At 42.8% G+C, this 23,519-nt stretch carries 21 protein-coding genes; 10 read left to right on the top strand and 11 right to left on the bottom strand.

The window, feature by feature from the left end:
- The first annotated feature begins 121 nt into the window (after positions 1-121).
- The gene (locus C900_RS23215; protein WP_009582733.1) at positions 122-967 is read left to right on the top strand and encodes a sigma-70 family RNA polymerase sigma factor; all 846 of its coding nucleotides are present in this window, start codon (positions 122-124) and stop codon (positions 965-967) included.
- 183 nt (positions 968-1,150) lie between these two features.
- Here the strand turns inward: C900_RS23215 and C900_RS30075 are convergent, their stop codons facing one another.
- Positions 1,151-1,294, bottom strand: a complete 144-nt coding sequence (locus tag C900_RS30075) for a hypothetical protein (RefSeq protein ID WP_157494155.1) — start codon at positions 1,292-1,294, stop codon at positions 1,151-1,153.
- Positions 1,295-1,379: 85 nt separating this feature from the next.
- Between C900_RS30075 and C900_RS23210 the strand changes: the two genes are divergently transcribed.
- Positions 1,380-1,841 (top strand): carboxymuconolactone decarboxylase family protein, encoded by a 462-nt coding sequence (locus tag C900_RS23210; RefSeq protein ID WP_009582732.1) that lies wholly within the window; start codon positions 1,380-1,382, stop codon positions 1,839-1,841.
- 261 nt (positions 1,842-2,102) lie between these two features.
- Here the strand turns inward: C900_RS23210 and C900_RS23205 are convergent, their stop codons facing one another.
- The 3 genes from C900_RS23205 to C900_RS23195 all read right to left on the bottom strand — a co-directional run bounded on the left by C900_RS23205 (position 2,103) and on the right by C900_RS23195 (position 5,092).
- The gene (locus C900_RS23205; protein ID WP_009582731.1) at positions 2,103-2,468 is read right to left on the bottom strand and encodes a DUF7009 family protein; all 366 of its coding nucleotides are present in this window, start codon (positions 2,466-2,468) and stop codon (positions 2,103-2,105) included.
- Between the two features lie 9 nt (positions 2,469-2,477).
- A complete protein-coding gene (gene fdhD / locus C900_RS23200) occupies positions 2,478-3,320 on the bottom strand; it encodes a formate dehydrogenase accessory sulfurtransferase FdhD (RefSeq protein ID WP_009582730.1) in 843 nt (280 codons plus the stop codon).
- A 74-nt stretch (positions 3,321-3,394) separates the two neighbouring features.
- The gene (locus C900_RS23195) at positions 3,395-5,092 is read right to left on the bottom strand and encodes a formate--tetrahydrofolate ligase (protein ID WP_009582729.1); all 1,698 of its coding nucleotides are present in this window, start codon (positions 5,090-5,092) and stop codon (positions 3,395-3,397) included.
- A 131-nt stretch (positions 5,093-5,223) separates the two neighbouring features.
- Here C900_RS23195 and C900_RS23190 point away from each other — a divergent pair, with 131 nt between their 5' ends.
- The 7 genes from C900_RS23190 to C900_RS23160 all read left to right on the top strand — a co-directional run bounded on the left by C900_RS23190 (position 5,224) and on the right by C900_RS23160 (position 12,130).
- Positions 5,224-5,943 carry a tRNA1(Val) (adenine(37)-N6)-methyltransferase gene (locus tag C900_RS23190; RefSeq protein ID WP_009582728.1) on the top strand — a complete coding sequence of 240 codons (720 nt, stop codon included), beginning with the start codon at positions 5,224-5,226 and terminating at the stop codon, positions 5,941-5,943.
- 7 nt (positions 5,944-5,950) lie between these two features.
- Entirely contained in the window at positions 5,951-6,235 is a 285-nt protein-coding gene (locus tag C900_RS23185) for a GNAT family N-acetyltransferase (protein WP_009582727.1), read from the top strand.
- 143 nt (positions 6,236-6,378) lie between these two features.
- The gene (locus C900_RS23180) at positions 6,379-6,633 is read left to right on the top strand and encodes an RNA recognition motif domain-containing protein (protein ID WP_009582726.1); all 255 of its coding nucleotides are present in this window, start codon (positions 6,379-6,381) and stop codon (positions 6,631-6,633) included.
- 539 nt (positions 6,634-7,172) lie between these two features.
- The gene (locus tag C900_RS23175) at positions 7,173-9,695 is read left to right on the top strand and encodes a T9SS type A sorting domain-containing protein (RefSeq protein ID WP_009582725.1); all 2,523 of its coding nucleotides are present in this window, start codon (positions 7,173-7,175) and stop codon (positions 9,693-9,695) included.
- 323 nt (positions 9,696-10,018) lie between these two features.
- Positions 10,019-10,597, top strand: coding sequence for a YceI family protein (locus C900_RS23170; RefSeq protein WP_009582724.1), 579 nt, complete (start codon positions 10,019-10,021; stop codon positions 10,595-10,597).
- Between the two features lie 40 nt (positions 10,598-10,637).
- Complete coding sequence (locus C900_RS23165; RefSeq protein WP_009582723.1) at positions 10,638-11,105, top strand: MarR family winged helix-turn-helix transcriptional regulator; 468 nt, start codon at positions 10,638-10,640, stop codon at positions 11,103-11,105.
- A gap of 62 nt (positions 11,106-11,167) precedes the next feature.
- Complete coding sequence (locus C900_RS23160) at positions 11,168-12,130, top strand: c-type cytochrome (protein WP_040497385.1); 963 nt, start codon at positions 11,168-11,170, stop codon at positions 12,128-12,130.
- Between the two features lies 1 nt (position 12,131).
- Here C900_RS23160 and C900_RS28860 read toward each other — a convergent pair whose 3' ends face one another.
- The 5 genes from C900_RS28860 to C900_RS23135 form a co-directional block, all read right to left on the bottom strand.
- The gene (locus tag C900_RS28860; RefSeq protein WP_009582721.1) at positions 12,132-14,075 is read right to left on the bottom strand and encodes a sensor histidine kinase; all 1,944 of its coding nucleotides are present in this window, start codon (positions 14,073-14,075) and stop codon (positions 12,132-12,134) included.
- 2 nt (positions 14,076-14,077) lie between these two features.
- Entirely contained in the window at positions 14,078-14,422 is a 345-nt protein-coding gene (locus C900_RS23150; RefSeq protein ID WP_009582720.1) for a hypothetical protein, read from the bottom strand.
- A 347-nt stretch (positions 14,423-14,769) separates the two neighbouring features.
- On the bottom strand, positions 14,770-16,494 hold the full coding sequence (locus tag C900_RS23145; RefSeq protein ID WP_009582719.1) for a M3 family oligoendopeptidase: 1,725 nt from the start codon (positions 16,492-16,494) through the stop codon (positions 14,770-14,772).
- A gap of 37 nt (positions 16,495-16,531) precedes the next feature.
- Positions 16,532-17,665, bottom strand: a complete 1,134-nt coding sequence (locus C900_RS23140; RefSeq protein ID WP_009582718.1) for a ferredoxin--NADP reductase — start codon at positions 17,663-17,665, stop codon at positions 16,532-16,534.
- Positions 17,666-17,669: 4 nt separating this feature from the next.
- Positions 17,670-19,901: a DUF5916 domain-containing protein gene (locus tag C900_RS23135; RefSeq protein WP_157494154.1), complete on the bottom strand. Its 2,232-nt coding sequence runs from the start codon at positions 19,899-19,901 to the stop codon at positions 17,670-17,672.
- A 121-nt stretch (positions 19,902-20,022) separates the two neighbouring features.
- Between C900_RS23135 and purB the strand changes: the two genes are divergently transcribed.
- Positions 20,023-21,366: an adenylosuccinate lyase gene (purB, locus tag C900_RS23130; protein WP_009582716.1), complete on the top strand. Its 1,344-nt coding sequence runs from the start codon at positions 20,023-20,025 to the stop codon at positions 21,364-21,366.
- A gap of 271 nt (positions 21,367-21,637) precedes the next feature.
- On the opposite strand, the gene C900_RS23125 is transcribed toward purB, so the two are convergent.
- Both C900_RS23125 and C900_RS23120 read right to left on the bottom strand, forming a co-directional pair.
- Positions 21,638-22,042: a hypothetical protein gene (locus tag C900_RS23125; protein WP_157494152.1), complete on the bottom strand. Its 405-nt coding sequence runs from the start codon at positions 22,040-22,042 to the stop codon at positions 21,638-21,640.
- 33 nt (positions 22,043-22,075) lie between these two features.
- Positions 22,076-23,515, bottom strand: coding sequence for a TolC family protein (locus C900_RS23120; RefSeq protein ID WP_245558478.1), 1,440 nt, complete (start codon positions 23,513-23,515; stop codon positions 22,076-22,078).
- Between the last annotated feature and the right edge of the window lie 4 nt (positions 23,516-23,519).

Genomic DNA, 23,519 nt, shown 5'->3' with positions numbered 1-23,519 from the left:
ACGCGTGGCCATCTGCGCCACGTGTGATTTTTATCCCTTCCAACTTTAAAATCCGGGTATGTTGTATAACCTCAGCCATCTATATTCGTAGAGATTAACTAGTGGCTTAAAGACACTAACTATGGCTATGCCGTTTGATCTTGAAAAATATCAGCAGGTGCTTTTTCCATATGCTTACAATATATTGGGAAGTGCAGAAGATGCCCGTGATGTGATACAGGAGACTATGATCAGATGGCAGAATGTAGACCATAAAAAGGTAGAAAATCAAAAAGCCTACCTGATCAGGGCCGTAATTAATAGCGCCATTAATTACAAAGAAGGACAAAAAGAAAAACTGCATGATTATACGGGAGACTGGCTCCCCGAGCCCATGGTGGTAGAAGCTGAACTTGATCGAAAACATATACTCTCCTATTCATTACTCGTGCTTTTAGAACAACTGAATGCTAAGGAAAGAGCCATATTCATCCTAAAGGAATCTTTTGACTTTTCACACGCAGAAATTGCGGAGTTATTGGAAATAACCATTGAATCGTCACGGCAAATCCTCAAAAGATCAAAGGAAAAACTCAAGCCAAATATGGCCGTGAGTAAGGGTAAGCATCAGGAGAAGTTGCAACGATTCGTAGAGCTGATCATGAGTGGTAACACACAGGCTCTGGAAGAAATGCTGGCCCACGATGTACGTGTGACCTCTGATGGTGGAAAAGCACCGGCAGCGAGAAAAGTACTTATTGGCGCTGAAACTGTAAGAAAGCTTATCATGGGTATTTTTGAAAAGTTTCTGCACGATCTAAATGTTACTACCGCTATTGTTAATCATCAACCTGCGATCATATACAGGCGTGGTGAAAAGCCCTATGCCTGCCATATCCTATCCTTCGATGACAGGGGGCGGGTAGGAGAAATGCACATGGTAGTAAATCCTGAAAAACTAAAAGGCTTAGAACTAAATTTTCCCTGATATGGCAGGCGGTGGTTTTCTGGATCATATGAGGAGAGCTCAGGCCCATTAGAATATTAGTTAGCAGTATGTTTAACCTCGAAAAGATATGAAGAAGTAAAGGCTATTGATCGTCATCCTGAAATTTTTGGAGAGCAGCGGAAAAAATATTCAGGATCCCCAATTCGGGACAGAAGCTGAAGTTCAAACACCGCCAGTTGCGGGGAGATCCCGGATCTCCACTCTGTTACGTCCGGGATGACGAGACCTGGGGATTGTACTCGACTGGAACAGGAAATCATCGCCCCCTACGCCATCTGGTAATGTACCAGGTTTAAAAAATCTCATAAAAAATTTCCTAAAATCTGTCACGCCTCTTTCAGGTTTCCTGTCATATATATGAAATTATTCTAAAACTAAAATTCACAACAAAATGGAAAGAATTTCATATGAGAGTATCTCTGAAGAAGTGCTTGGTGGTATGATGAAAAACGAAGAATACCTGCGAAACTGTGGCTTAAATGTTAAGGAGCTTGACTTAATGCGTTTCAGGGTGTCTCAGATCAATAATTGTGCTTACTGCCTGGACATGCACTCGAAGGAAGCCATTCATGCTGGCGAAACTCCGTTAAGGCTATATTCGGTATCCGCCTGGAGAGAGGCTCCTTATTATTCTGAAAGAGAAAAAGCTATCTTAGAGTTCGCTGAAGCGCTAACTTATCTGCCTGAAAGAGGGGTTGATGATAACCTATACAGCAATATGCAGAAGCATTTTTCCAATGAGGAAATTGCCAATCTTACACTTGCTGTTGTGCAGATCAACTCCTGGAACAGGATAGTTAGTTGTTTTAGACCTACTCCCGGTAAATATCGCGTGAAGCAACTACAATCCTGATAGAGGTAGGGTTTGAAAGAAAACTCTAAGTGGCTTTAAGAAAACGTTCCCGTCAAAGGGCGGGGCGAAATCCCAAAAAGCGGAGTCCCGTACAATTGTTACAGTTGTCGGGATGAACCTTTTTGGGACGAGCGTAACGCGGACATTGGCGTTTTTTTTAGAGACACTAATTAAAAACTAGGGAAGTAAGGCTTACCCCGGAGAAAAGTATTCCCGCTGATCTCAATTCACTTTCCAACTTCCTCTGTGGTTAAACTTACTTTAACAACCTTGCGGATTCTCAAACAAATCGCTCTCGTCTTCCCGTTCTCTGGGCTTCAAACATTTAAAGTCCTTTTCCACGAGTACATACAATTCTTTCCCACCCTGCAGGGCCAAATCAGCCTCAAAGCCTACCTGATCCGTGCTTACCCATGGATTAGCAATAGCCGGGGGTACATTTACACTAACGAAGTCGCCTTCATAGCTGGCCGTGATTTCAGCCTGGTCAACTACCTGTAGCATATAGATCAACTTGCGAGGACCGAAGTCGATGCTATCACTCACTCTTCCTTCCGTTCCTACTTCGTTGACTTCCGACTGAGATAATCTTAACCTTAAAGTATTTCCGCTGATCCTGATCTTCATGTTAAATATTTAGTTTGTTATTCTTTCCCGGCCACAATAAATATTAAAACTATCCTTTCTGACAAAGCCGCACAGGGTCATGCCAAAATCCGCTGCCAACTTCAACGCCAGGCTTGATGGGGCGCCTATGGCCGTTAATATAGGTACTCCTGCCATCAGTGCCTTTTGCACTAACTCAAAACTAGCCCGGCCGCTTACCATCACAAAGTAATCGGCTAACGGTATTTTATTTTCGGCCAGACAAGCGCCCAGCACCTTATCAAGAGCATTGTGCCGACCCACATCTTCCCTCATCAACACCAGATTACCATTTCTATCAAATAAACCTGCAGCATGGAGTCCCCCAGTATATTCAAATACCTGTTGCTGTTCACGAAGTTGACCAGGAGACTGGCGAACAATATCTCCCGTAATTATCAGATCTGAGACAGGGATGCTGCAGCCTGTTTTAATGGCCTCAATGGAGGTTTTACTACACACTCCACAACTGGAAGACGTATAAAAATGCCTTTCGATCTTATCGAAATCAATCTTAACATCGGGACGTAACTCAACCCTCACCACATTTTCCCTTTCCTCCTGCTTACCCACATTAGCACAATATTGAATACTCACTACCTGATCATAGCCGGCAATGATATTCTCTGTAAACAAAAACCCCAACGCCAGTTCGAAATCATTACCAGGGGTGCGCATGGTTACCGATATAGCTTTTTGTTCCCGTTGGTGCGTGGCGCCATATCCGATACGGATCTCCAAAGGTTCTTCCACTGCAACGAGGTCCGGCGACTCTGATATATCGATCCCCGTCATTTTAACAACTTCAGCCTTATGTACTCGTGGTAAACTCATGTGCTTAAAATTACTCAAACTATGAGATAATTTTAAATACATTTATTATCGTGAAGAATTAATAAGCTGTAATATCAACTCAACCCTGTGATGCGCCCTGCGTTGTCTATATCCATTCCTTCGGCTGCCGGTAGTGCAGGTAAGCCGGGCATCCTGAGCATGTTTCCGGTTACCGGGATCGAAAAGCCGGCTCCGGAGGCAATTTCGATCTCTCTAACTGTCAGTGTAAAATTCTCAGGCTTACCCAACCACTTGGGATCATCGCTAAATGAATTTTGTGTTTTCGCTATACAAATAGGCTTGTCATTCAATCCTATTCTTTCAATTTTTCGAAGATTTTGCTTTGCCTTAGGCAAAAACTCTACATCGCGGGCACCATAGATCTTTCTGGCCACAGCCTCTATCTTCTCTTTTACACTCCAATTCCAATCATAAACAGGCTTATACTTTCCATCAAAACCTTCCACCGCCTCAACGACCTGCGATGCTAACTTCGTGGTACCTTCTCCACCAAATTCCCAGCCTTCGCAGATTGCTACGCTTACACCCAGTTCCTTACAGCGCTTTTCAATAATTGCTACCTCCTCGTTTGTATCGGAAACAAATTTGTTTATGGAAACCACTGCCGGAAGACCGTATATCCTGATGTTTTCAATATGTTTTTCAAGGTTAGCAAGCCCCTTGGCCAAGCTGACCGTGTCTGGTATGGTTAGCTCCTGCAGCGGCTGTCCCCCATGATATTTCAGCGCACGTATGGTCGCCACAAGCACTACAGCCTTAGGCGACAATCCGGAATAGCCACACTTAATGTTTAAAAACTTTTCAGCGCCCAAATCTGCTCCAAAACCGGCCTCTGTCACCACATATTCGGTTAATGACATCCCCATTTTAGTGGCGATCACAGAGTTGGTACCCTGAGCAATATTAGCAAACGGACCACCATGAATAATTGCAGGATTACCCTCGAGGGTCTGCACAAGGTTTGGTTTAATAGCATCTTTCAGCAATACGGCCATGGCGCCCTGAGCATTCAGATCACGGGCAAACACTGCTTTACCATCATAGGTATCACCTACATAGATGTTGCCAATTTTCTCCTTAAGGTCTTCAATGTCTTTTGCTAAGCATAGAATGGCCATTATTTCGGAAGCAGCAGTGATATTAAAGCCCGTTTCACGCATCATACCACCGGGCTTGCCTCCCAGTCCGGTTACAATATTGCGAAGCGCCCGGTCGTTCATATCCATCACCCGCTTCCACTCTACAGTACGGGGGTCAATACCCAGGTTATTTTTTGGATTTTGAATATTGTTATCTATAAGCGCTGCCAGTAAATTATTAGCCTTTTCTATAGCTGCAAAGTCACCGGTGAAGTGCAGGTTAATATCTTCCATCGGCACCACCTGAGAGTACCCGCCTCCTGCTGCACCTCCTTTCATTCCAAACACAGGCCCTAGTGATGGTTCCCTAAGTACTACTGTTGTTTGCTTTCCTATTTTGTTTAAACCCTCCGTAAGTCCAATGGAGGTAGTGGTTTTTCCTTCTCCGGCAGGAGTGGGCGTCATCGCAGTTACCAAAACCAGGTGGCTTTTTGCCACTTTCGCCTCGTCAATTAGGTGCAAGGGCAGTTTGGCCTTGTAGTTCCCATACATCTCCAGTTGGTCCTCCGAAATGCCCACTGACCCGGCCACCTCACGAATATGACGAAGCTTCGCCGATTGAGCTATTTCCAGGTCCGTTTTGTGCTTTTTATTGAATGTAGCAGTGCTCATACACTTATTTTTAATCCGGTTCTATCGTTAAATCGATTGCAATCTCCCAAATTTACAGGTGGAATTAAAAAAAGATAGCATTTTTTCCATTTATTGCTCCATAACCAAAAATCTAACAGCCACTGTAATACATGTCCAGAAGAAAAGACCGGTTTGATTTTAAACAATTTAGTATTACTCAAAAACATACGGCAATGAAAGTGGGTACCGATGGGGTTGTCTTGGGGGCGTGGGTAGATCTTACAGCAGCCCGAACCATCCTGGATATCGGTACCGGCACGGGTCTGGTTGCTCTTATGACCGCCCAGAGAGCGGCAAAAGCTCAAATTGATGCTATCGAAATAGATCCAATAGCAGCAGAAGAAGCTAAATGTAATGCAAGCCAAAGTCCATGGAACGATCGAATAAAGATTATGCATGGAAAGGCGCAGGATTATGCACGTGCGAGCGCCAAAAAATATGACGTAATTGTTTCGAATCCACCTTACTTTTCTGCGGGCACCCTCTCGCCTCATGCCAGAAGACACCAGGCGCGTCATGATGCGGAACTAACATTAGACGAACTTTTGAAGGTAACGAATCAGCTACTAGCCCCAGAGGGTGCGCTTTCAGTTGTCATTCCCGCACAAAAAAGGGATGAACTACTGGCCCTGGCCCGTGAGGAACAGCTATTTGCAAGTCGTGAAACGGCCTTTTTTCCAAAAAAAGCCAAGCCTGTTGAAAGGTGGCTACTTGAACTCAAAAGAACACCGGTTTCTGTTGTAAAAGATGAATTAATACAATATCATGACAATGGCCAGTGGAGTAAAGATTATATATCTTTAACACAAGACTTTTATTTGAAACTTTAGCCGGAAAATGACTATACAACACAAAGAAATTAAAAATAAAGGCAAATTCTACATTGAACACAACGATGTGGAGATAGCATTAATAGCCTATACCCTTTCTGCACAAAATCAACTTACTATCAACCATACTGAGGTGAATCCCGACTACAGTGGGCAGGGCATTGCCTCCAGGCTCATTAGCAGTACGGTGAATTATGTCAGGGAAAAAGGCTATAAGATAACACCGGAGTGCTCCTATGCCGCTGCAGTATTTGCAAAAAAACAAGAGTTTTCAGATGTCCTCCGCCAATAAAAAAATGCGTTAAAATTGAAAAACCGATGAATTCTACTATCTTTATATCGATATTTGGACTCAAAGATAATAGCCTGGGGTAATTCCTTTGCTACTCCGCGAATTTCAAACATCGTGTTTTTAATTATTTTATTTTATTTACAATGAACATTTTCGTAGCAAAGTTAAATTACCGCACGACCAGCGAAGAACTTCAAAGACAATTTGAGGCTTTTGGTGAAGTTAGTTCTGCCAAAGTTATTTTCGACAGAGAAACACAACGTTCAAAAGGTTTTGGATTCGTTGAAATGCCTGACGATGATGCCGCAAGAGAGGCTATTAAGGCGCTTAACGAAACCGAATTCGATGGAAGAACGATAGTGGTTAAAGAAGCAAGACCCAAAACTGAAACTTATTAAAAACTTAATAATAGATCAGTACTCCAAGCGGGCTAAAAGCCCGCTTTTTTTTTGCCACGCTCTTTTTGAATCAAGTAATACTGCTGGGCAGGTGATGTAAACATACTTCCTTTAAAATATGATGCTAAGAAGCGATCATCAGGTATAGTAGATTCTCAGTATTTTTATATGCTTGCAACACCTCCCCCATCAAAATCCTGTGGTTTCACTACTGGCTTTGTATCTCTTCTCGCCTTCGCGAAGCTTTCATCGGAGCAAGGGAGGAGAGGGCGATGCTGCTGCGCTAGCATTTCAGCCTGTCAAGAGGTGAGGTGTAAAGCAGGCCAAACTTTTGAATTTTCAGAGGCCCAACTGTTCCGACTGATCCAGTTCTACTACCGCCTTACTTGTCGAGTTCTATCAAAAAGAACCCATGAGTTTATGCTGCTGCACCAACTCGTTTGATAATTAAGTACCAGCATAGGACAAAACCTGTCAAAACTATTCGAGCATATCCTCCTAATTTTAATCCAGTATTAACCATAAACCTATAAACCAACATGAAGAAACTGTTTTACTACAGCCTGATAATGGCATGCCTTTATACTGGCAACGTCTATGCTCAACAACAGGATCCTGATGAGACTCCCAAGTTTGTAAAATTAATGAAAAGCAAAGCCAACATCAAAGAGGTCAAAAACGCTTTTGATGAATATGCTAAAAAAGAAAAAGCTGAAGGAAAGCTCAATAAAAAAAATGGTCAGCCCTACGGTTGGAAACAATTTAAGCGCTGGGAATACTGGTGGGAACCAAGAACATATCCTTCGGGAGACTTTCCCATACAAGGCATTGAATGGACGGAAAGCAAGGAATTTAATGAGGCATATACGAGTAGCCTGACGAGCAATTGGACTGAACTAGGCCCCACCACCTGGACTGATGTATCCGGACACTGGAATCCCGGTATAGGTCGCATCAATGTAATTGTTGCCGATCCCAATGATCCCAATATTATTTATTTAGGTGCACCTGCAGGAGGGTTGTGGAAAACCCCGGATGCCGGTTCTACCTGGATACCTCTGACAGATAACATACCCTCTATGGGAGTATCGGCTATAGCTATTCACCCAGGCACCAACCACATATTAATAGGCACGGGTGATCGTGACGCTAACGATACTTACGGAGTAGGTGTATTGAAAAGCACAGATGGCGGAGCTACCTGGAACCAGACGTCCCTTACCTGGGAAGTTAGTGCAGGACATACGAGTGCGCGTATGGTAGTAAATCCTCAAAATCCGAATATCGTTTTTGCCGGTACAACTGACGGGCTTTACCGATCATTTGATTTTGGTGACACCTGGACAAAAGTACTCAATGGAGATATTGACGACCTTGAACTCAAACCCGGCAACCCCAACTTTGTATATGCACTGGTGGGCAAGGCTTTTTATCGTTCATCCGATAGTGGGACTACTTTCCAATCCACCTCTCAAAGCTCAACTAGCAGATCTCAAATTGCAGTAACCGCTGCAGCCCCCAATAATGTTTACTTCTATTCCAAAAGAGGATTATACGTATCAACCGATAATGGCGCCTCATTTAAAAGAAAAGGTTCTGCTCCGACAGAAGGCCGGCAAGATTGGTATGATCTTGCTATAGCTGTCTCCCCTGTAGATGCCAATATTATTCATGTAGGCGAAATCGAAACGTATATGACTACAAATGGTGGTAGAAGATGGCAACAGATTTCCAATTGGTATTATCCCAATGCTTCTGCTTCTCAATATGTACATTCCGATTGTCACGAACTGGTATACATTGGCAATACACTTTTTTCCGGTAGTGATGGTCTGATTACTAAATCCAATGATGGGGTCAACTTTACCGATCTAACCAGTGGCCTTGGCATCCGGCAATTCTACAATATCGGTATCAGCCAAACAAATCCTGGTAAATTCGGGGGTGGATCACAAGATAATGGCACGTATGTGTATACACCTAATCGCGGATGGCATGGTTGGCTGGGAGCAGATGGCTTTGAGTTCATATTGGCCCCGGACAATTTAATTGCCTATGGCACAAGTCAGTATGGTACATTTTATAAAACCACTTCAGGAGGCACCAATAGAGTTTCTATTAGCCAACCAGGAAGTGGAGCATGGAACACTCCGTTCGTAATGCACCCCACCAACCCCAATATTCTGTATGTCGGAAATTCAACTGGGGTACGAAAAACAACGGATGGAATGAACAGTTGGACAACCATTGGTAATTTCAACCCCTCGGCTATTACCGATCTTGCTATTGCTGAATCTGCACCCCAATATCTTTATGCTTCTGTAAGGGAAAGGATATGGGTGACTACCAACGAGGGAGGCAGTTGGATGGAGATCACCGGCGGACTTCCAGGCAAGTACATCACTAACATTGCGGTTGATCCTGTGAACCCAGAAATAGTTGCTGTCACCTGTTCAGGATACACAGAAGGTGAAAAAGTATACCTCTCCACAAATGCAGGTAATTCCTGGCAAAATATCAGTTACAATCTCCCCAATCTACCGGCCAATGCTTCCATATTTCAAAAGAATGCCGGGCTCTATGTAGGTATGGATGTGGGTATATACTATCTGGCAGAAGGAACCACTGTATGGGAAGGCTTTATGACTTCCTTACCCAATGTACCTGTGACTGAATTGGAAATCCAATATGCCTCAGAAAAAATAAGAGCGGGAACATATGGCAGAGGTGTATGGGAGTCAGGACTGGCAGAATCCTCTTCCAACAGCTCTACAAACAACACAATATCAGCCATTACTACCGAAGTTAACATTGAGGCATTTCCAAATCCTACGGCAGATATCCTGAACCTAAATATAACAGGAGCAGATCGAGACAACATTGCTATAAGGGTAATAGATGAAAAGTCAGGTAAAATAGTACTGCTAAATGAGATCAATACACAGGAAGGTTACAATACACACCGCCTGGATGTAGGCAATCTACCGAACGGCACTTATCTCATTAAGATGAAAGGAAGAACAATGGATAAGGCAATGCGATTTGCCGTAAAAAAACAATAGCAGGTAACGAACAGTAATTAGTGTCTGTAAGCAAACGTCAATGTTTGCGTTACGCTTGTTCCAAAAATGCTCTTCCTCAAGGGACGCGCTTTTTGGGACTTCGTCCCGCACTTTGGCGAGAACGTTTTCTTACAGACACTAATTAGAGAGTGTTGTCCTAAAAGGTTCAATAAAAAATTAAATGTGCCTTTTTTTTTTTTGGACACACCTTCTTTCTCCCCCTGGGGTTGATAAATAGAAAAAAATATTCAATGTTTAAACATTATTGTTTAAACAACGTATATTTGTGAACATAACTTTAAAAGCGAAAAAACATGAGAATTATGAAAAAGTTAAGTTTACTTTCGGCACTTTTATTTGTAGCCGGTATTTCCCACTCGCAGACAACCTGGATAGTGGACAAAGCCCACTCCAATATTGGTTTTTCCGTCAGCCACATGGTTATCTCTGAAACAGAAGGCAACTTCAAAGATTTTGACGCTCTGGTATCAAGTAAGGCCGAGGATTTCGATGGAGCGGATGTAGAATTTACCGCCCAGGTAGCTTCCATTGACACCGACAATGCAAAACGTGATGAGCACCTGAAAGGTGATGATTTTTTTAATGCAGCGAAGTATCCTCAGATCAAATTTAAGGGAAAAATCAAAAAAACAGGCACAAAATATCAGCTTGTTGGTGATTTTACTATGAGAGATGTGACTAAAAAAGTAACTTTCGATGTTAAATACAATGGAACCATTAAAGATCCCTGGGGAAACATCAAATCAGGCTTCAAGATCAACGGCACTGTAAATCGCCAGGATTATGGCCTGAAGTGGGGAGCCTTGACCGAAGCCGGTGGAGCAGTAGTTGGTGATGAAGTAGACATTGTTTGTAACGTTGAGTTACAGAAAAAAGCTTAATACCTTGGAGGGTGGGAACACACCCTCCAAATTTCAACATATGAGGATAGAAGACGAATTACAACAAAAATCTTTTAAGAGCGAAAAACAGAAAGCTACGCTCAACCTGCTATTTACTTCCGGATGGTTAGTGAATCAGCACAAAGAATTTTTCAAACCTTTTGGCATCACTACCCAACAATACAACGTATTGAGAATCCTGCGAGGGCAACATCCAAAATCGATATCTACCTGTGTTATTAAAGAGCGAATGCTTGACAGAAACTCAGACGTTTCCAGGATTGTGGATCGCCTTACCCTCAAAGGATGGGTAAAAAAAACCACCTGCCCCAATGACAGACGCCTGGTCGATGTGGTTATTAGTGAAGATGGATTAAACCTTCTGAAGAGAATGGATAAAGCGGTAGACCAGCTTGACGACAACCTGGGTGGATTATCTGAAAAAGATGCTGTTCAGCTCAATGAACTATTGGACAAGATCAGGTCAGAAAACAAAGAAAAAAAATAAACTCATAATATTCCGGGTTAAAATTTTTATTAAATTGACAACATTACCCCACATATGTTGTCATGAAAAAAGTTGTCAAGTTCCTCCTAATTGGATTAGGTTTAGTGGCTTTACCAGGTATAGCCGGCTTTATTTACATTGAATCGAAAGGCATCCCCAAGTACGATGTAGCAGCTCCCGACATAGAAATAGAAGTTACTCCCGAAAAGCTACAAAGAGGCGAAAAGCTGGCCTCAATGCTTTGCGCAAGCTGCCATATGAACAGAGAAACCCGCTCCCTGTCGGGAAGATGGATGACTGATGCGCCAAAGGAATTTGGAAAAATATATGTTCCAAACATCACCCAGGATGAAACTTACGGTATTGGCAACTGGACAGATGGCGAGATCCTGTATTTACTCAGAACAGGCATAAAGAAAGATGGCTCTTATGCCCCTCCCTATATGGCCAAGCTACCCCATATGGCAGATGAAGATATCGAATCCATCATTGCCTTTTTGCGATCAGATCATCCGATGGTAACCCCTGCTGCTGTTGAGGATTATCCCACAGAGCCGAGTTTTTTAACAAAGTTCCTGTGCAATGTGGAATTCAAACCTTTTGATATGCCCAAAGGAAAGATATCAATGCCCGATACTACTGATCAGGTAGAGCTTGGACGGTACCTCGTGTATAACCTGGAGTGCTATACCTGCCACTCTGCAGATTTTACAAAACTCGACATGATGACACCGGAAAACTCGAAGGGCTTCATGGGAGGTGGTAATAAGCCGCTGGATAACGATGGCAACCCGATGGTTACATCTAACATCACCCCTGACAAGGAAACAGGCATTGGCAACTGGAGCAAAGAACAATTTGTGAAGGCTGTGAGATTTGGATTAATGGAGAATGAGCCTGCACTGAGGGTGCCAATGATACCGTACACACAGCTTACTGACTATGAGGCAGAGGCCATTTTTGCCTACATCCAAACTATTGATCCCATCAAAAATGATTTGAAGCGATCAATGATTGAGGAGTAGATCATGTCTGGGCAGAAGGTACGGGTTCGCCACGATATACAGGTACCACAAGTGTGAATGACGTGCCCTTACCTTCTTCACTTTCTACTCTTACCTCTCCGCCATTCATTTTAGAAAATTCATAAACAAGCTGAAGCCCAAGCCCAAGCCCCTTTTCTCCCTCTGTACCCCACGATCTTTTGTGCCCGGCCAGTTTAAACAGGGTCTCCAGTTTGTCCCTGGCAATACCTATTCCTGTGTCTTCTACTTTCACCTCGCCCCTCTCACCTGCTCTTGCTGCCGATAACTTGATCCATCCACCTTCAGGAGTAAATTTTAGCGCATTATTAAGAAGATTTCTTAGAATGGTTCGTATACTATTCAGGTCGGCCCATAGCATTAGGTCATCAGGCACTTCAGCGATCAATTCTATCTTTTTAGCCCGGGCCATGTTATTAAACAAGCCAATAAGCTCATCAGCCACCGCATTGAGTTTTACCTTTTCAGGATTATACGGTACATTTCCCTGCTGAGCCACCGCCCATTCCAGGAGATCATCCAGAAGAGTAGAGAGCTGATCTACTGAGTTATCAAAATGTTCATTGATCTCGGCCAGCTCATGAATGCTGTTTTGATCGATATACATTTTTATCAACCGTGACATGCCCTTAAAAGCATGAACAGGACCGCGCAGGTCATGAGAAATGATGGAAAAGAATTTGTCTTTTGACTTATTGAGCTCATCCAACTGATCCCGCTGTGCTTCTATTTCTTCTTTTTGCTCACTCAAGATCAAATTCACCCGCTGTTTTTCCTTATTATTTCTATAAAATGTAAACGCCAGCGCTCCAGCCAGCAAAAGTACAGCCGTGAGCCCTGCCCCAATGAGCTGCTGGTTGCGTTTCTGCTCGTTCAACAAATCTACCTCTGCTTGCTTCTGCGACACTTCGTATTCCGTACGCAGGTCAGCCATTTTGCGGATGGTTTCTTCGTTGTTGATGCTATCTCGGTAGGCAATGTACTGGCTTTGGTAGCTGAAGGCTTTTTCGAAATCCCCTAAGTCAGCATGGAGTTCTGAAAGTTTAAGACTGGCATCACGAATCCTTTTTTTGAGTCCATCTTTCAGAGCCAACTCCATAGCGCTCTCAGCATATTTCAGCGCTTCTCTAAGTTCACTTTTCTGCTGATATATACTTGCCATTTCAATTTCAAATTCTGTTATGGCGTATGAATCTTCAAAACTTTCAAGAATAGAAATAGCTTCCCTAATTTGTGATTCTGCAAGCTTGTTATCTCCTTGCTTGGCATACACAAGGCCACTATTCCCAAGATTATAAGCTTTCCCGATCACAAAATCTTTGTTTTCAAATATTCTACCTGATTCCTTATAAAATGCCAAAGCCGAATCATATCCATCAATTAAATAGTATTCATATCCGGTATTCAAAAGAGCCGTTGCAAGTGTTACGCTGTCTTCTGTTGTCCGGAGTATTTCTATAGCACGATTTCTATATTTGATACCATTTTCGTGGTCGTTATTATTGGCATAAGTATCTCCAACAGAGAGATAGGCGCCTCCAATCCCCGGAGTATAATCAGCTCTTTGCGCAGCTTTAAGGCTTTTGAAAAATGATTCAACGGCCAAAGATAGGTTTCCTTTTAGTTTATAGGCATTACCCTGTTGCAAGTAACCCCGATATAACCAAACGAACTCCTCCTCCTTTTCAGATAGAGAAATTAGCTTGTTGGCATACTGAAGTCCAATATCGGGATTAATATGGTTTGCGGCTATTCCGCGTAACACCTCAAATTTTTGATTCAGTTCTAGCTGTTGCGTTTGAAACACTGCTATGAGGCTATCTGCAACTTTTTGATTTTGTGAAAATAAACACGGGCTGATAAAGTAAAAGCCTATCAGGAAATAGGCTTTTACAGAGACATTTACACTATCATTATCTTTAATCATTTTTAATTGTTCACTTTCAACTCAGGATCATCAGTATACTCCGTACCCCCAATCTTATAATCAATACTATAGCTCTCGCTACCTGTAGCTGAAGAGCTTACAGTACCTTTCCATGATCCATCACTTTGCTTCACAGGATCGCTGCTAAAAATATCCTGGCTGGTTGACTTCGCGTAAATATTGGTGATCTCATCAATCCCACCACCATCCTTCAGTTTCCACACCACAGTATCTCCGGGATCAACAGTGGTGGTTATTGTATTATCACCTGCATGTCCTTCGTTATCCTCCAGGTAAAGCCCTGTACCAGTGGATTGCTTACTGATCTTAATAGTTTCTGTTGCCATAAGTAAGTGTTTTAGGTTTAACAATTAGACGTCAATTTTATAAAAAAAAAGGTGAAATAAAACGGTTTTGTGATTGTTGTTAAACCGGAAGGGTAAAGAAAAGACGTGAAGGGCTTTGCGAATGACCGAGAGTATTAAAAAAAGCAAGCTTTCCCAGTTCTTGAAGGCTTAGGAAACATCGAGGCGGGTATAGCTTCGGTGTAACTTTATATGCCAGTATTCATCGGATGAGATCTGCTACACGAAGACACTCATCCGATGAAATACAATAATAGGACTACGCCTGGTTTTGGAATTTATGGCTTATCCCTCATATTGCCTATTGCTCTTGCCTACTGCCTACCGGATCATAGTCTCCCCAGCTCACCCTTGACAAAGTCCATCAACTCTCTGATGTAGGCTTTACTGAAGTCAAATTTAATATTTGCGGCCTCATATACCTCAGGAATAGAACGAGTGTACCCCAGTCGCAAGGCATTCATATAACCCTCCAGACCTTTGCGTGCATCCTCTTTATAGTTTTTCCACACTGCCACCGCTCCCAACTGAGCCATACCATATTCGATATAATAAAACGGCACTTCGTACAGGTGAAGTTGTTTTTGCCATAGGTAATTCCTGTTCTCTTCAAGGGACGACCAGTCTGTTACATCGTCAGAAAAATCACCGTAGATTTCGTTCCAGGCGCTTATTCTTTCTTCTTCCGTGTGGTTGGGGTTTTCATACACCCAATGTTGAAATTTATCAATAGTGGCCACCCATGGCAAGGTCTCAATAATCTGCTCCAGATGCTCTTTTTTGGCTCGGTTCAGCTCTTCTTCATTATCAAAAAACAATTCCCAATGGTCCATAGAGATCAATTCCATGCTCATAGAGGCCAGCTCTGCTACTTCTGAAGGTGTATGCTTGAAATCTGTGAGCTCCAGGTCTCTGGTAAGAAAGGAGTGTACAGCATGACCACCCTCATGCAAAATGGTGATCATATCTCTTAATGTAGAAGTCGCATTCATGAAAATAAATGGTACTCCCACCTCGGCAAGGGGATAGTTATATCCTCCGGGTGCTTTTCCTTTTCTGGACTCCAGATCAAGATGCCCCATTTCTTCCATTATTTCGAGGCATTGCCCCAGGAATGGATCCAGTCGCTTAAAACACTCTATTGTTTTGGCGGTAAGATCTTTGCTACCGGTAAAAGGCTTCAGCGCTTCTCTTCCTTCCGGGTCTACCGCTTTATCCCATGGGCGTAATGGATCTATATTTAGCTTTCCCTTTCTTTCTTTGGCAAGTTCGGTAAGCATCGGCACCACTTCCTGCCTGACAGAAGCATGAAAATCAAAGCAATCCTGAGGCGTATAGTCAAAGCGTCCCATGGCTTTGAACATATAATCTCTATAGTTGTCGAAACCGGCATTTTTAGCCACCTGATCTCGCAGGGAGATTAATTTTGTATATAATTCGCTCAGCTTATCTTTTTCCTGAAGCCTGCGTTGAGCAATTTTGTGATACACTTCTTCACGCTTTGATCTATCAGTGGATTGCAAGATAACAGCAGCCTGCTGAAGCGTTAGTTCCTTACCATCTACTTCCACCGTCATGGCTCCGTTGATCTGACCAAACTTCTGCGTCTCGGTCTGCATTTCGGTGAAAATGGGGATGTTTTCCTCCCTGAATATTTCTATATCTTTTCTGAGCTCGCGGATCATGATGTTAAAACCTTCTTCCTTTTCCAGTTCCTGGATGAACTCTGAGTTCAATGCCTTCTTATTGAGTTTATCAGAAATGGGGGCAATTTTAGGCTGTATCTGCTGTACAAAGTGGTGATAGGCTTGTGTATACTCCTCATTATCAGTAAAGCGGGTCATATAAATATATCGCCATCCGGCATCTTCGGATATCACAGCCTCTAATTCACTCCTGTCGCGGAGCCACCCGCGTAAATCATCCCTGGTGTTGATATCCCGCTCCAGTAGATCTTTGTAGTAAGGCTCAAGACCTTCCCAGTTTTCTACTTTAAAATCTTCGGGAAGGAATTTTCTCGGTTTACGTTCGGGTAATAATATTTCCTTTTTCATGTTTTAAGCTCTTTACAGTTGTTGCTTAACCAAAAAATCAACCTATCTCAATAATCACATCATCCGTCAACGGGTGTCCTACACAGGTTAATACATATCCTTCTTCCAGCTCAGCATCGCTAAGACCTTCCTCCTCATCGAGTTTTACTTTCCCCGATATACATTTTCCTCTACAGGCCGTACACAATCCACTCTGACAGGAATAAGGCAGATCAATACCCAGATCCAGTGCCGTTTCAAGGATTGTAGCATCTGGCTCCACAGTAAACTTGTGTTCCTCCCCATCGTAGATCACCGTTACTTCACGAGTAACAATCTCGCTATCGGATGGTTCTGCCCCTTCCTTCTTAAGTTCTTTATCTATGGTACCTGCCACAAAACTTTCTTTGAATATGTGATCTTTGTTGATCTTTTGTTCTTCCAGCAAGTTCTCGACATTCTTCATCATTCCTTCAGGGCCACACATCAAATAGGTGGTGTTATCCGGTCCCCAGTTGGGGATACGTTCGAATATTTTCACCAACATATCATGGTTGAGCAGCCCTGAGTGACCCTGCCAGTTCATGGGAGCATCATCCAGGATATGGATCACATGAAAACGGCCTTCATAGTCAGTTTGAAGCGCTTCAAGCTGCTCTTTGAAAATAATGCTGTCTATATCTCTGTTGCAATAGATGAGGGAAATGATACTCTCAGGCTCCTGAGTGAGGGTAGATTTTGTTATGGACATCATCGGTGTAATACCACTACCTCCTGCAAACATCACGATATGGCGCTTGTTGTCAGCTTTGTATTCCGTGGTAAACACACCCATCGGCTCCATTACCTTCACTGTATCCCCTACTTTCAGGTGGTCAGGCAGCCAGTTCGACATGAGTCCTCCTTCAACTCTTTTCACAGTTACCGCAGGGTCATTATCTACAAAAGGAGAAGAACATAAGGAATAGGCTCTTCTTATTTCTTTGTCATCAACCGGAACAATAAGAGTGAGGAACTGTCCTGATTTATAAGTAAGTTTCTGTTCAGGCTTGTCGAAGACTATGGTAATTGCATCTTTGGTCTCCTGTATGATCTCTTTTACCTTTAGGTTAAAATACCTGTTATGCACCTCATTGCCCTGATCTTTCTGTTCTTTTTCTTCCTTGTTTTTCTTAAAAAAGCTGAATGCCATTGATTTAAATATTTAGCCAATATGTAATTTTAAAAACCAGCGCCCGGCTCTTCACTTCAAAGTGGCCGGGGAAATAGTTATCCGTATAAACCACAAATATATCTGATACCGGTTTATACCGCCATTGGAAACGGGCATTAAGATTTACGTTATCCTGCTGCTCGTTATACTGCACAAAGGTAGTAAGGAATAACTTATCTGTGAAAGTTAAATCAATTCTCGGGCCGATAAGCCAAAACTGTGCATCATTAAAGGGAGCAGGGAGGTCGATATCATTGTAGTCTATCAGCAAGGCTATACTGCCAAAGGGTTGATACCTATAGTTAAACTGGGCAAATACATTTATCCTGTCGCCATTGTAGAACCCGCCAAAGGAAGCTTCACCTTCCACAGAAAATAGCCTTCGGGTGTCGGTGTTAAATGTGGCTCCATAGGTTCGCCATGAAAAACCAGACCCTTCCGGCAGCTCCTCACCTCCGGTGCGTGTAGGGTCAAATGTCGCCCGCAATTTTTCATAACGGTATTCACTTCCAAAGGAAAGAGCAGCCGTATTTTCAAACCTGATACCATAAGAAATGTTATAGCTGAGATCAGTTTTATTGAAGCCCTGGTCTGTAATATAACCAAAGTCAATACCCGGTCCGTGATTATTGACACTTGCACCCGCAGGGGTATAAAATCTATAGCTGTCGAATGTTCTTAACTCAATGATGTCTTTTCGTGGCACGAAACCAAGCTCTGCATTAAAATCTTCACCTATTGAGCTTCCTATAAAGGCCACAGTCAAATTGGTGTTATTGTACATAAGAAAAGCTCCGTTAGAAAAGGCTTTATTGTTATTACCTTCGTCTATGGACCGATGATAGAAGAAGTCTCCCTCCCATTTACCATCGGCAGAAAACAAATTATAATCTACACCTACTACGCGATTATACTGTGTGGTGGTGCTGATATCTTCATTACTTTCATAATCCAGGGCTTGTCTGTTCACCATAAAAGCACCAATGTTAGAACGGGAAAAGACTTTTCGCTGTACCACGGCAACTGAATAGTTCTGCGCTGGTAACCAGTAGGTGCCCTCGCGATTTGCAGCGCCTGTTAGCTGCACGCCATCCTCCGCTTTAGTATTCATGCTGAGCATCCCTATCCGCCAGTTTTTGCCTATCTTTCCACTTAACCTTGCTCCAAATTGAATAGGGATCTGCACATTGTTGCCGGCAGTATCTCTGGCTATTCCTACCCTTCTGCTAAAGAATGGCCTCGATTCTCTGAAACCTCCCTCGCCAAACATATCTTGGTTTTCCAAAAAGAACTGTCGCCTTTCCGGGAAATATATCTCAAACCTGCTAAGGTTAGTCACCTGACGATCCACCTCTACCTGAGAAAAGTCCGGGTTCACGGTCAAATCCAGGTTAAGAGAAGCACTGACCCCTACTTTAGCATCAAAACCTGCATCAAAGTCAGATAATGTTTCACCGTTTTCATAATGATTTTTATTCGCTGCTGCTGAAAGGTAGGGGATCAGCGAAATGTTTAACCCGGGCTTCGGCAAAGGGTGATCAAACACCAGTTTACCTGAGAACGCGAAAGAGGTAGTTTCATACCCCTGCGGCACAGGAGCCCAGGTGGACCTTTCGTTATTGGTAAGGTCATTGCGCAGGAGTATGATGTTCCAGGTTTCACTATCTGCATTATACCTGAGGGTTTTAAAAGGAATGGCTATTTCAAACTCCCACCGGTCATCATACATCACTACCTCCGAATACCATTTGTTATCCCAGTCAGTGGACACACTCTGCCCATTGGTTACTAATCCTTCGTACTGTACCCCTAAAGAAGAAAGACCAAAGGCAAATCCATTGGTATGATCATCATAAGGGTCAAAGAGTATCCTGACACTTTCATTAAGTGACGCATTAAAATCCCTTCTCAGCGACTGAATTACCGGCTTTTTCACGGTGGGTATGCGGCAAACTCCACCGATATAAAGATGTTCATCGTCAAACAGAAACATGACCTCCGTCTGACTTGTAGCCGGCACTGAATCCACCGGAAAGTTTTGAATGAAGTTTCCGGCTATTGAAGTCTTTGTCCAAACCTCATCATTCACACTCCCATCGAGCTTAACCGCTGTGGTAATTTTACTGGCGCCTAGTTGGTAGTTTTTGTTTATCTGAGCTTTCGAATGAAGCGCCAGCAATACCAGGATTGTGATACAAAATAAGTTGTGCACCATTTTCATGTTGGGCAGCAAAACTAACGAAATTGGTTTAATGCCAGTTATAAAAAGATAATTATTAACCGCTTAAATCACTTATTTTCTTAATTTTGTGCCCTTCAAAATAAACACGCTTTTCATGGATTTAAACGAGTTAACTGCACTCTCTCCTATTGACGGTCGATACAGAAGACACACAACTACATTGGCTCCCTACTTATCCGAATTTGGCCTGATCCGTTACAGGGTATTGGTGGAAATAGAATATTTCATTGCGCTTTGCGAAGCCGGTGTTCCGCAGTTAAAATCCTTTGATGAGTTGTTGTTTCCTCAGCTTCGGGGCATATACACAAACTTTTCCGAACAAGATGCACTGAACATAAAAAACATTGAAAAAACTACCAATCACGATGTCAAAGCGGTTGAATATTTCATCAAAGAGAATTTTGACCGGCTGGGCATTAGTGTATTCAAGGAGTTCATTCACTTTGGCCTTACATCGCAGGACATCAACAATACCGCTATCCCTCTTTCTCTCAAAAACGCTATTGAAGAGCAACTGCTGCCATTATTGGAAAGCATACATACCAAAATAAAAGCTGATGCGGAAACCTGGAAGGATATCCCCATGCTGGCAAAGACCCATGGACAGCCAGCCTCTCCTACTCGCCTGGGTAAGGAGTTTATGGTTTTTTATGAACGCATCTCCAAACAACTTGAACTGCTAAAAACCGTACCATACAGCGCCAAGTTTGGTGGTGCCACCGGCAATTTCAATGCACACCACATCGCCTATCCCAATACCGACTGGATAGCCTTTGGAAACAATTTCGTAAAGCAGTACCTGGGGCTGGAAAGAAGCCACCCGACTACTCAAATAGAGCATTATGATAACCTGGCGGCACTTTTTGATAACTTAAAGAGGATCAACACCATATTGATCGATCTTAGCCGCGATATCTGGCAGTATATTGCCTCTAACTACTTCAAGCAGAAAATTAAAGCCGGGGAAATTGGTTCATCAGCGATGCCGCACAAGGTAAATCCTATAGACTTTGAAAATGCAGAAGGAAATCTGGGACTGGCCAATGCTGTTTTTGAACATTTATCCGCCAAACTTCCTATTTCAAGACTTCAACGCGATCTCACTGATTCCACGGTACTCCGTAATGTCAGTGTACCCCTGGCTCATACTATTATAGCTTTAAAATCTCTTGAAAAAGGGCTTGGCAAGCTGGAGCTTAATAAAGAGGCCATAGATGCAGACCTATCGGAGAACTGGGCCGTGGTGGCTGAAGCTATACAGACCATATTAAGGAGAGAGGGCTACCCTAAGCCCTATGAAGCACTAAAAGAGCTGACACGAAAGCATGAGAAGGTGACTGAACAAAGTATCAAAAGTTTTATAGAAACGCTGAATGTCAGCGAAACTATTAAAGAAGAACTGAGAATCATTTCTCCATTCAATTACACGGGTATTTAGCAATTTACAGTTCACCGTTCACTGTTCACAGTTTTTTCAAGCCATCACACATACCGGCTATTCAGTTAGTGAAATACCGGACCGTTTTAGGGTAAGAACCGACACACACTGTAAACCGACAAACTGAAAACTGAGAACTGAGAACTGAGAACTGGGAACTGAGAACTGGGAACTGAAAACTGAGAACTAAAAACTGGGAACTGAGAACTGAAAACTGAGAACTGAAAACTGAGAACTGAGAACTGAGAACTGAAAACTATTAAACTGTTTGTTAGCCCACATAATCACCTGTTCTGGTTCTGCACTCCTTACGTTTCTTTTTGAGTTTAAACTTCCAGAAAGGTCCGTTACTAAAAGTAATCCCTATTTTTGCAAAGAAATTATGGATCAACCTGCCGAATTCGCTTCTGTTTCCCGGTTGCCCCTTAGGCTGTACAACATACTCAAAATGCATACTTCTTGTCACTTCCTCCATACATTTGTTCCCTAAAAGCAAACCTTTGGTATCATTTTTTACCCACTGGATCAAACGTGCTTTTTTGAAATCTTTCTTCCTGGATTTGTAAGTAGGGGCTTTTTTATTGGTTGTACCTGTATCGCCAAATTTCAGATCATCCTGCGCATAAGACACATGAAGCGAAATAATCAAACAAAAGCAGCATAAACAGGCTTTCATTCCATAAATTTAAACATAATCCCTATCTTTCTTCTATTCCTCAGGCTTATACAGCAGCGTATTGTTAACAAAATCATACAAGGTAAGCCTTCTTAGGTCAAAATAAGCTGTCCAGAAAGCGCGAAGAGCATTAACATAGCTCCGTTTGGCATTATCCTTTTCGGTTAATGCAATATTTAGGTTAGTAATATCGATCTTGCCGATGAGGTAGCGGTTTTGAGCCACTGTATACCTCTCCTGAGCCACTTCATCAGATTTTTTGGTAATTTCCAATTGCGTTCGCAGCATTTCAAATCGCCTCACCTGTGTGATGATCTCCTGCTCAAAATTCTGCTCGTCCTGAGCTATGACATAATCTGTTAGCCGCTGATTCGCCAAAGCGGTCTGCATTCTGGCCTTATTGCGCCCCCAGTCGAGAATGGGAATGCTAAAAGTGATATTTACCCTTTCCTGAGCATTAGGGTCGTTATATGCCTCTTGCAACTGACTTGTCAGATTGTTATACCCCAGCGAGGCAGATAAATTCGACTCAAATCGCTCCCCTCTTGCTTGTGCCACTGCCCTTTCTGCTTCCAGTTTTCGCCTCTCAAAGGCAATAAAATCAGCTCTGTTATCCCGTGCATACTTCAAAGCCTCATCAAAGTCAACATCAAAGGCCGGTATCGCTTCAGGCAATGCCAGTTCGATACTTTCATCAATACTAATTCCGATGAAAGATCTTAATGCCAGTTTAGAAGTTTCCATGTCCAAATTAGCCTGAGCCACATCCTGTCTGGACCTCAGCAATTGAAGCTCCACTTGTAGCAGTTTGTCCTTTGACGTAGTTCCTATATTATACCTACCTTGCTCTATTTTATAAATGGTATCATTATTGGCCAGGTTAAACTGGGCAATTTGCAGATTGATCTGCGCATCAAGATAAGAAAAGAAGCGATCAACAGCCTCTCTTGATATCGCTTCCATTTCCTCCACAAAATCACGCTTGGATTCTTCATACCGCAATGGCTCCGTCTTTTTATCCCATTTCAATGGGTTAAATGCAAACAACGGCTGATCAAGTCTGATATTAACTACCGTTGAGTTATATTGTGTAAAGTCTGTTGATGCGTTGTTGAAGTAGTCAAGGCTCGAGTTTACAGAAAGATTACCCCCTGTAATAGCTATTGGCTGATTAAGCCCCAGATTAATAAAGGAAGTATACTGCTCCCGGGGTTGAAATTCACCAATTGTGTTTCTGGCAAAATCGCGGTTATACCCAGGCAAATTTCCATTTAGCCTCAATTGCGGGTTATAATTTGATTTATAAAAGCGATACTGCCAATAGCGGTTCTCCTTCCTGGTTTCAGCTTGCTTGGCTGACGGTGACTGTGCTCTCGCTCTCTCTATAATATCCTCGAGTGTAAGTTGTTGCACTTGCTGACCGTACGCTGTGCCAATGATCAGTATCAAAACAATTGTGTAAATAAATCTCATGTGC

The organism is Fulvivirga imtechensis AK7 (assembly GCF_000331535.1).
Taxonomy (GTDB): Bacteria; Bacteroidota; Bacteroidia; order Cytophagales; family Cyclobacteriaceae; genus Fulvivirga; species Fulvivirga imtechensis.
The sequence above is the reverse complement of the archived record's forward strand: the minus strand, read 5'-3'. Positions and strand labels throughout refer to the sequence as shown.

What these genes read in the sequence shown, in the direction of transcription:
- C900_RS23160 (WP_040497385.1), top strand. Translation starts at nt 11,168, where the DNA reads ATGAAAAAAGTTGTCAAGTTCCTCCTAATTGGATTAGGTTTAGTGGCT.
- purB (WP_009582716.1), top strand. Translation starts at nt 20,023, where the DNA reads ATGGATTTAAACGAGTTAACTGCACTCTCTCCTATTGACGGTCGATAC.
- C900_RS23125 (WP_157494152.1), bottom strand. Translation starts at nt 22,042, where the DNA reads ATGAAAGCCTGTTTATGCTGCTTTTGTTTGATTATTTCGCTTCATGTG.
- C900_RS23175 (WP_009582725.1), top strand. Translation starts at nt 7,173, where the DNA reads ATGAAGAAACTGTTTTACTACAGCCTGATAATGGCATGCCTTTATACT.
- C900_RS23195 (WP_009582729.1), bottom strand. Translation starts at nt 5,092, where the DNA reads ATGAGCACTGCTACATTCAATAAAAAGCACAAAACGGACCTGGAAATA.
- C900_RS23170 (WP_009582724.1), top strand. Translation starts at nt 10,019, where the DNA reads ATGAAAAAGTTAAGTTTACTTTCGGCACTTTTATTTGTAGCCGGTATT.
- C900_RS23165 (WP_009582723.1), top strand. Translation starts at nt 10,638, where the DNA reads ATGAGGATAGAAGACGAATTACAACAAAAATCTTTTAAGAGCGAAAAA.
- C900_RS23140 (WP_009582718.1), bottom strand. Translation starts at nt 17,665, where the DNA reads ATGGCATTCAGCTTTTTTAAGAAAAACAAGGAAGAAAAAGAACAGAAA.
- C900_RS23190 (WP_009582728.1), top strand. Translation starts at nt 5,224, where the DNA reads ATGTCCAGAAGAAAAGACCGGTTTGATTTTAAACAATTTAGTATTACT.
- C900_RS23180 (WP_009582726.1), top strand. Translation starts at nt 6,379, where the DNA reads ATGAACATTTTCGTAGCAAAGTTAAATTACCGCACGACCAGCGAAGAA.
- C900_RS28860 (WP_009582721.1), bottom strand. Translation starts at nt 14,075, where the DNA reads ATGATTAAAGATAATGATAGTGTAAATGTCTCTGTAAAAGCCTATTTC.
- C900_RS30075 (WP_157494155.1), bottom strand. Translation starts at nt 1,294, where the DNA reads ATGAGATTTTTTAAACCTGGTACATTACCAGATGGCGTAGGGGGCGAT.
- C900_RS23185 (WP_009582727.1), top strand. Translation starts at nt 5,951, where the DNA reads ATGACTATACAACACAAAGAAATTAAAAATAAAGGCAAATTCTACATT.
- C900_RS23215 (WP_009582733.1), top strand. Translation starts at nt 122, where the DNA reads ATGGCTATGCCGTTTGATCTTGAAAAATATCAGCAGGTGCTTTTTCCA.
- fdhD (WP_009582730.1), bottom strand. Translation starts at nt 3,320, where the DNA reads ATGAGTTTACCACGAGTACATAAGGCTGAAGTTGTTAAAATGACGGGG.
- C900_RS23205 (WP_009582731.1), bottom strand. Translation starts at nt 2,468, where the DNA reads ATGAAGATCAGGATCAGCGGAAATACTTTAAGGTTAAGATTATCTCAG.
- C900_RS23145 (WP_009582719.1), bottom strand. Translation starts at nt 16,494, where the DNA reads ATGAAAAAGGAAATATTATTACCCGAACGTAAACCGAGAAAATTCCTT.
- C900_RS23210 (WP_009582732.1), top strand. Translation starts at nt 1,380, where the DNA reads ATGGAAAGAATTTCATATGAGAGTATCTCTGAAGAAGTGCTTGGTGGT.
- C900_RS23150 (WP_009582720.1), bottom strand. Translation starts at nt 14,422, where the DNA reads ATGGCAACAGAAACTATTAAGATCAGTAAGCAATCCACTGGTACAGGG.
- C900_RS23120 (WP_245558478.1), bottom strand. Translation starts at nt 23,515, where the DNA reads ATGAGATTTATTTACACAATTGTTTTGATACTGATCATTGGCACAGCG.
- C900_RS23135 (WP_157494154.1), bottom strand. Translation starts at nt 19,901, where the DNA reads ATGGTGCACAACTTATTTTGTATCACAATCCTGGTATTGCTGGCGCTT.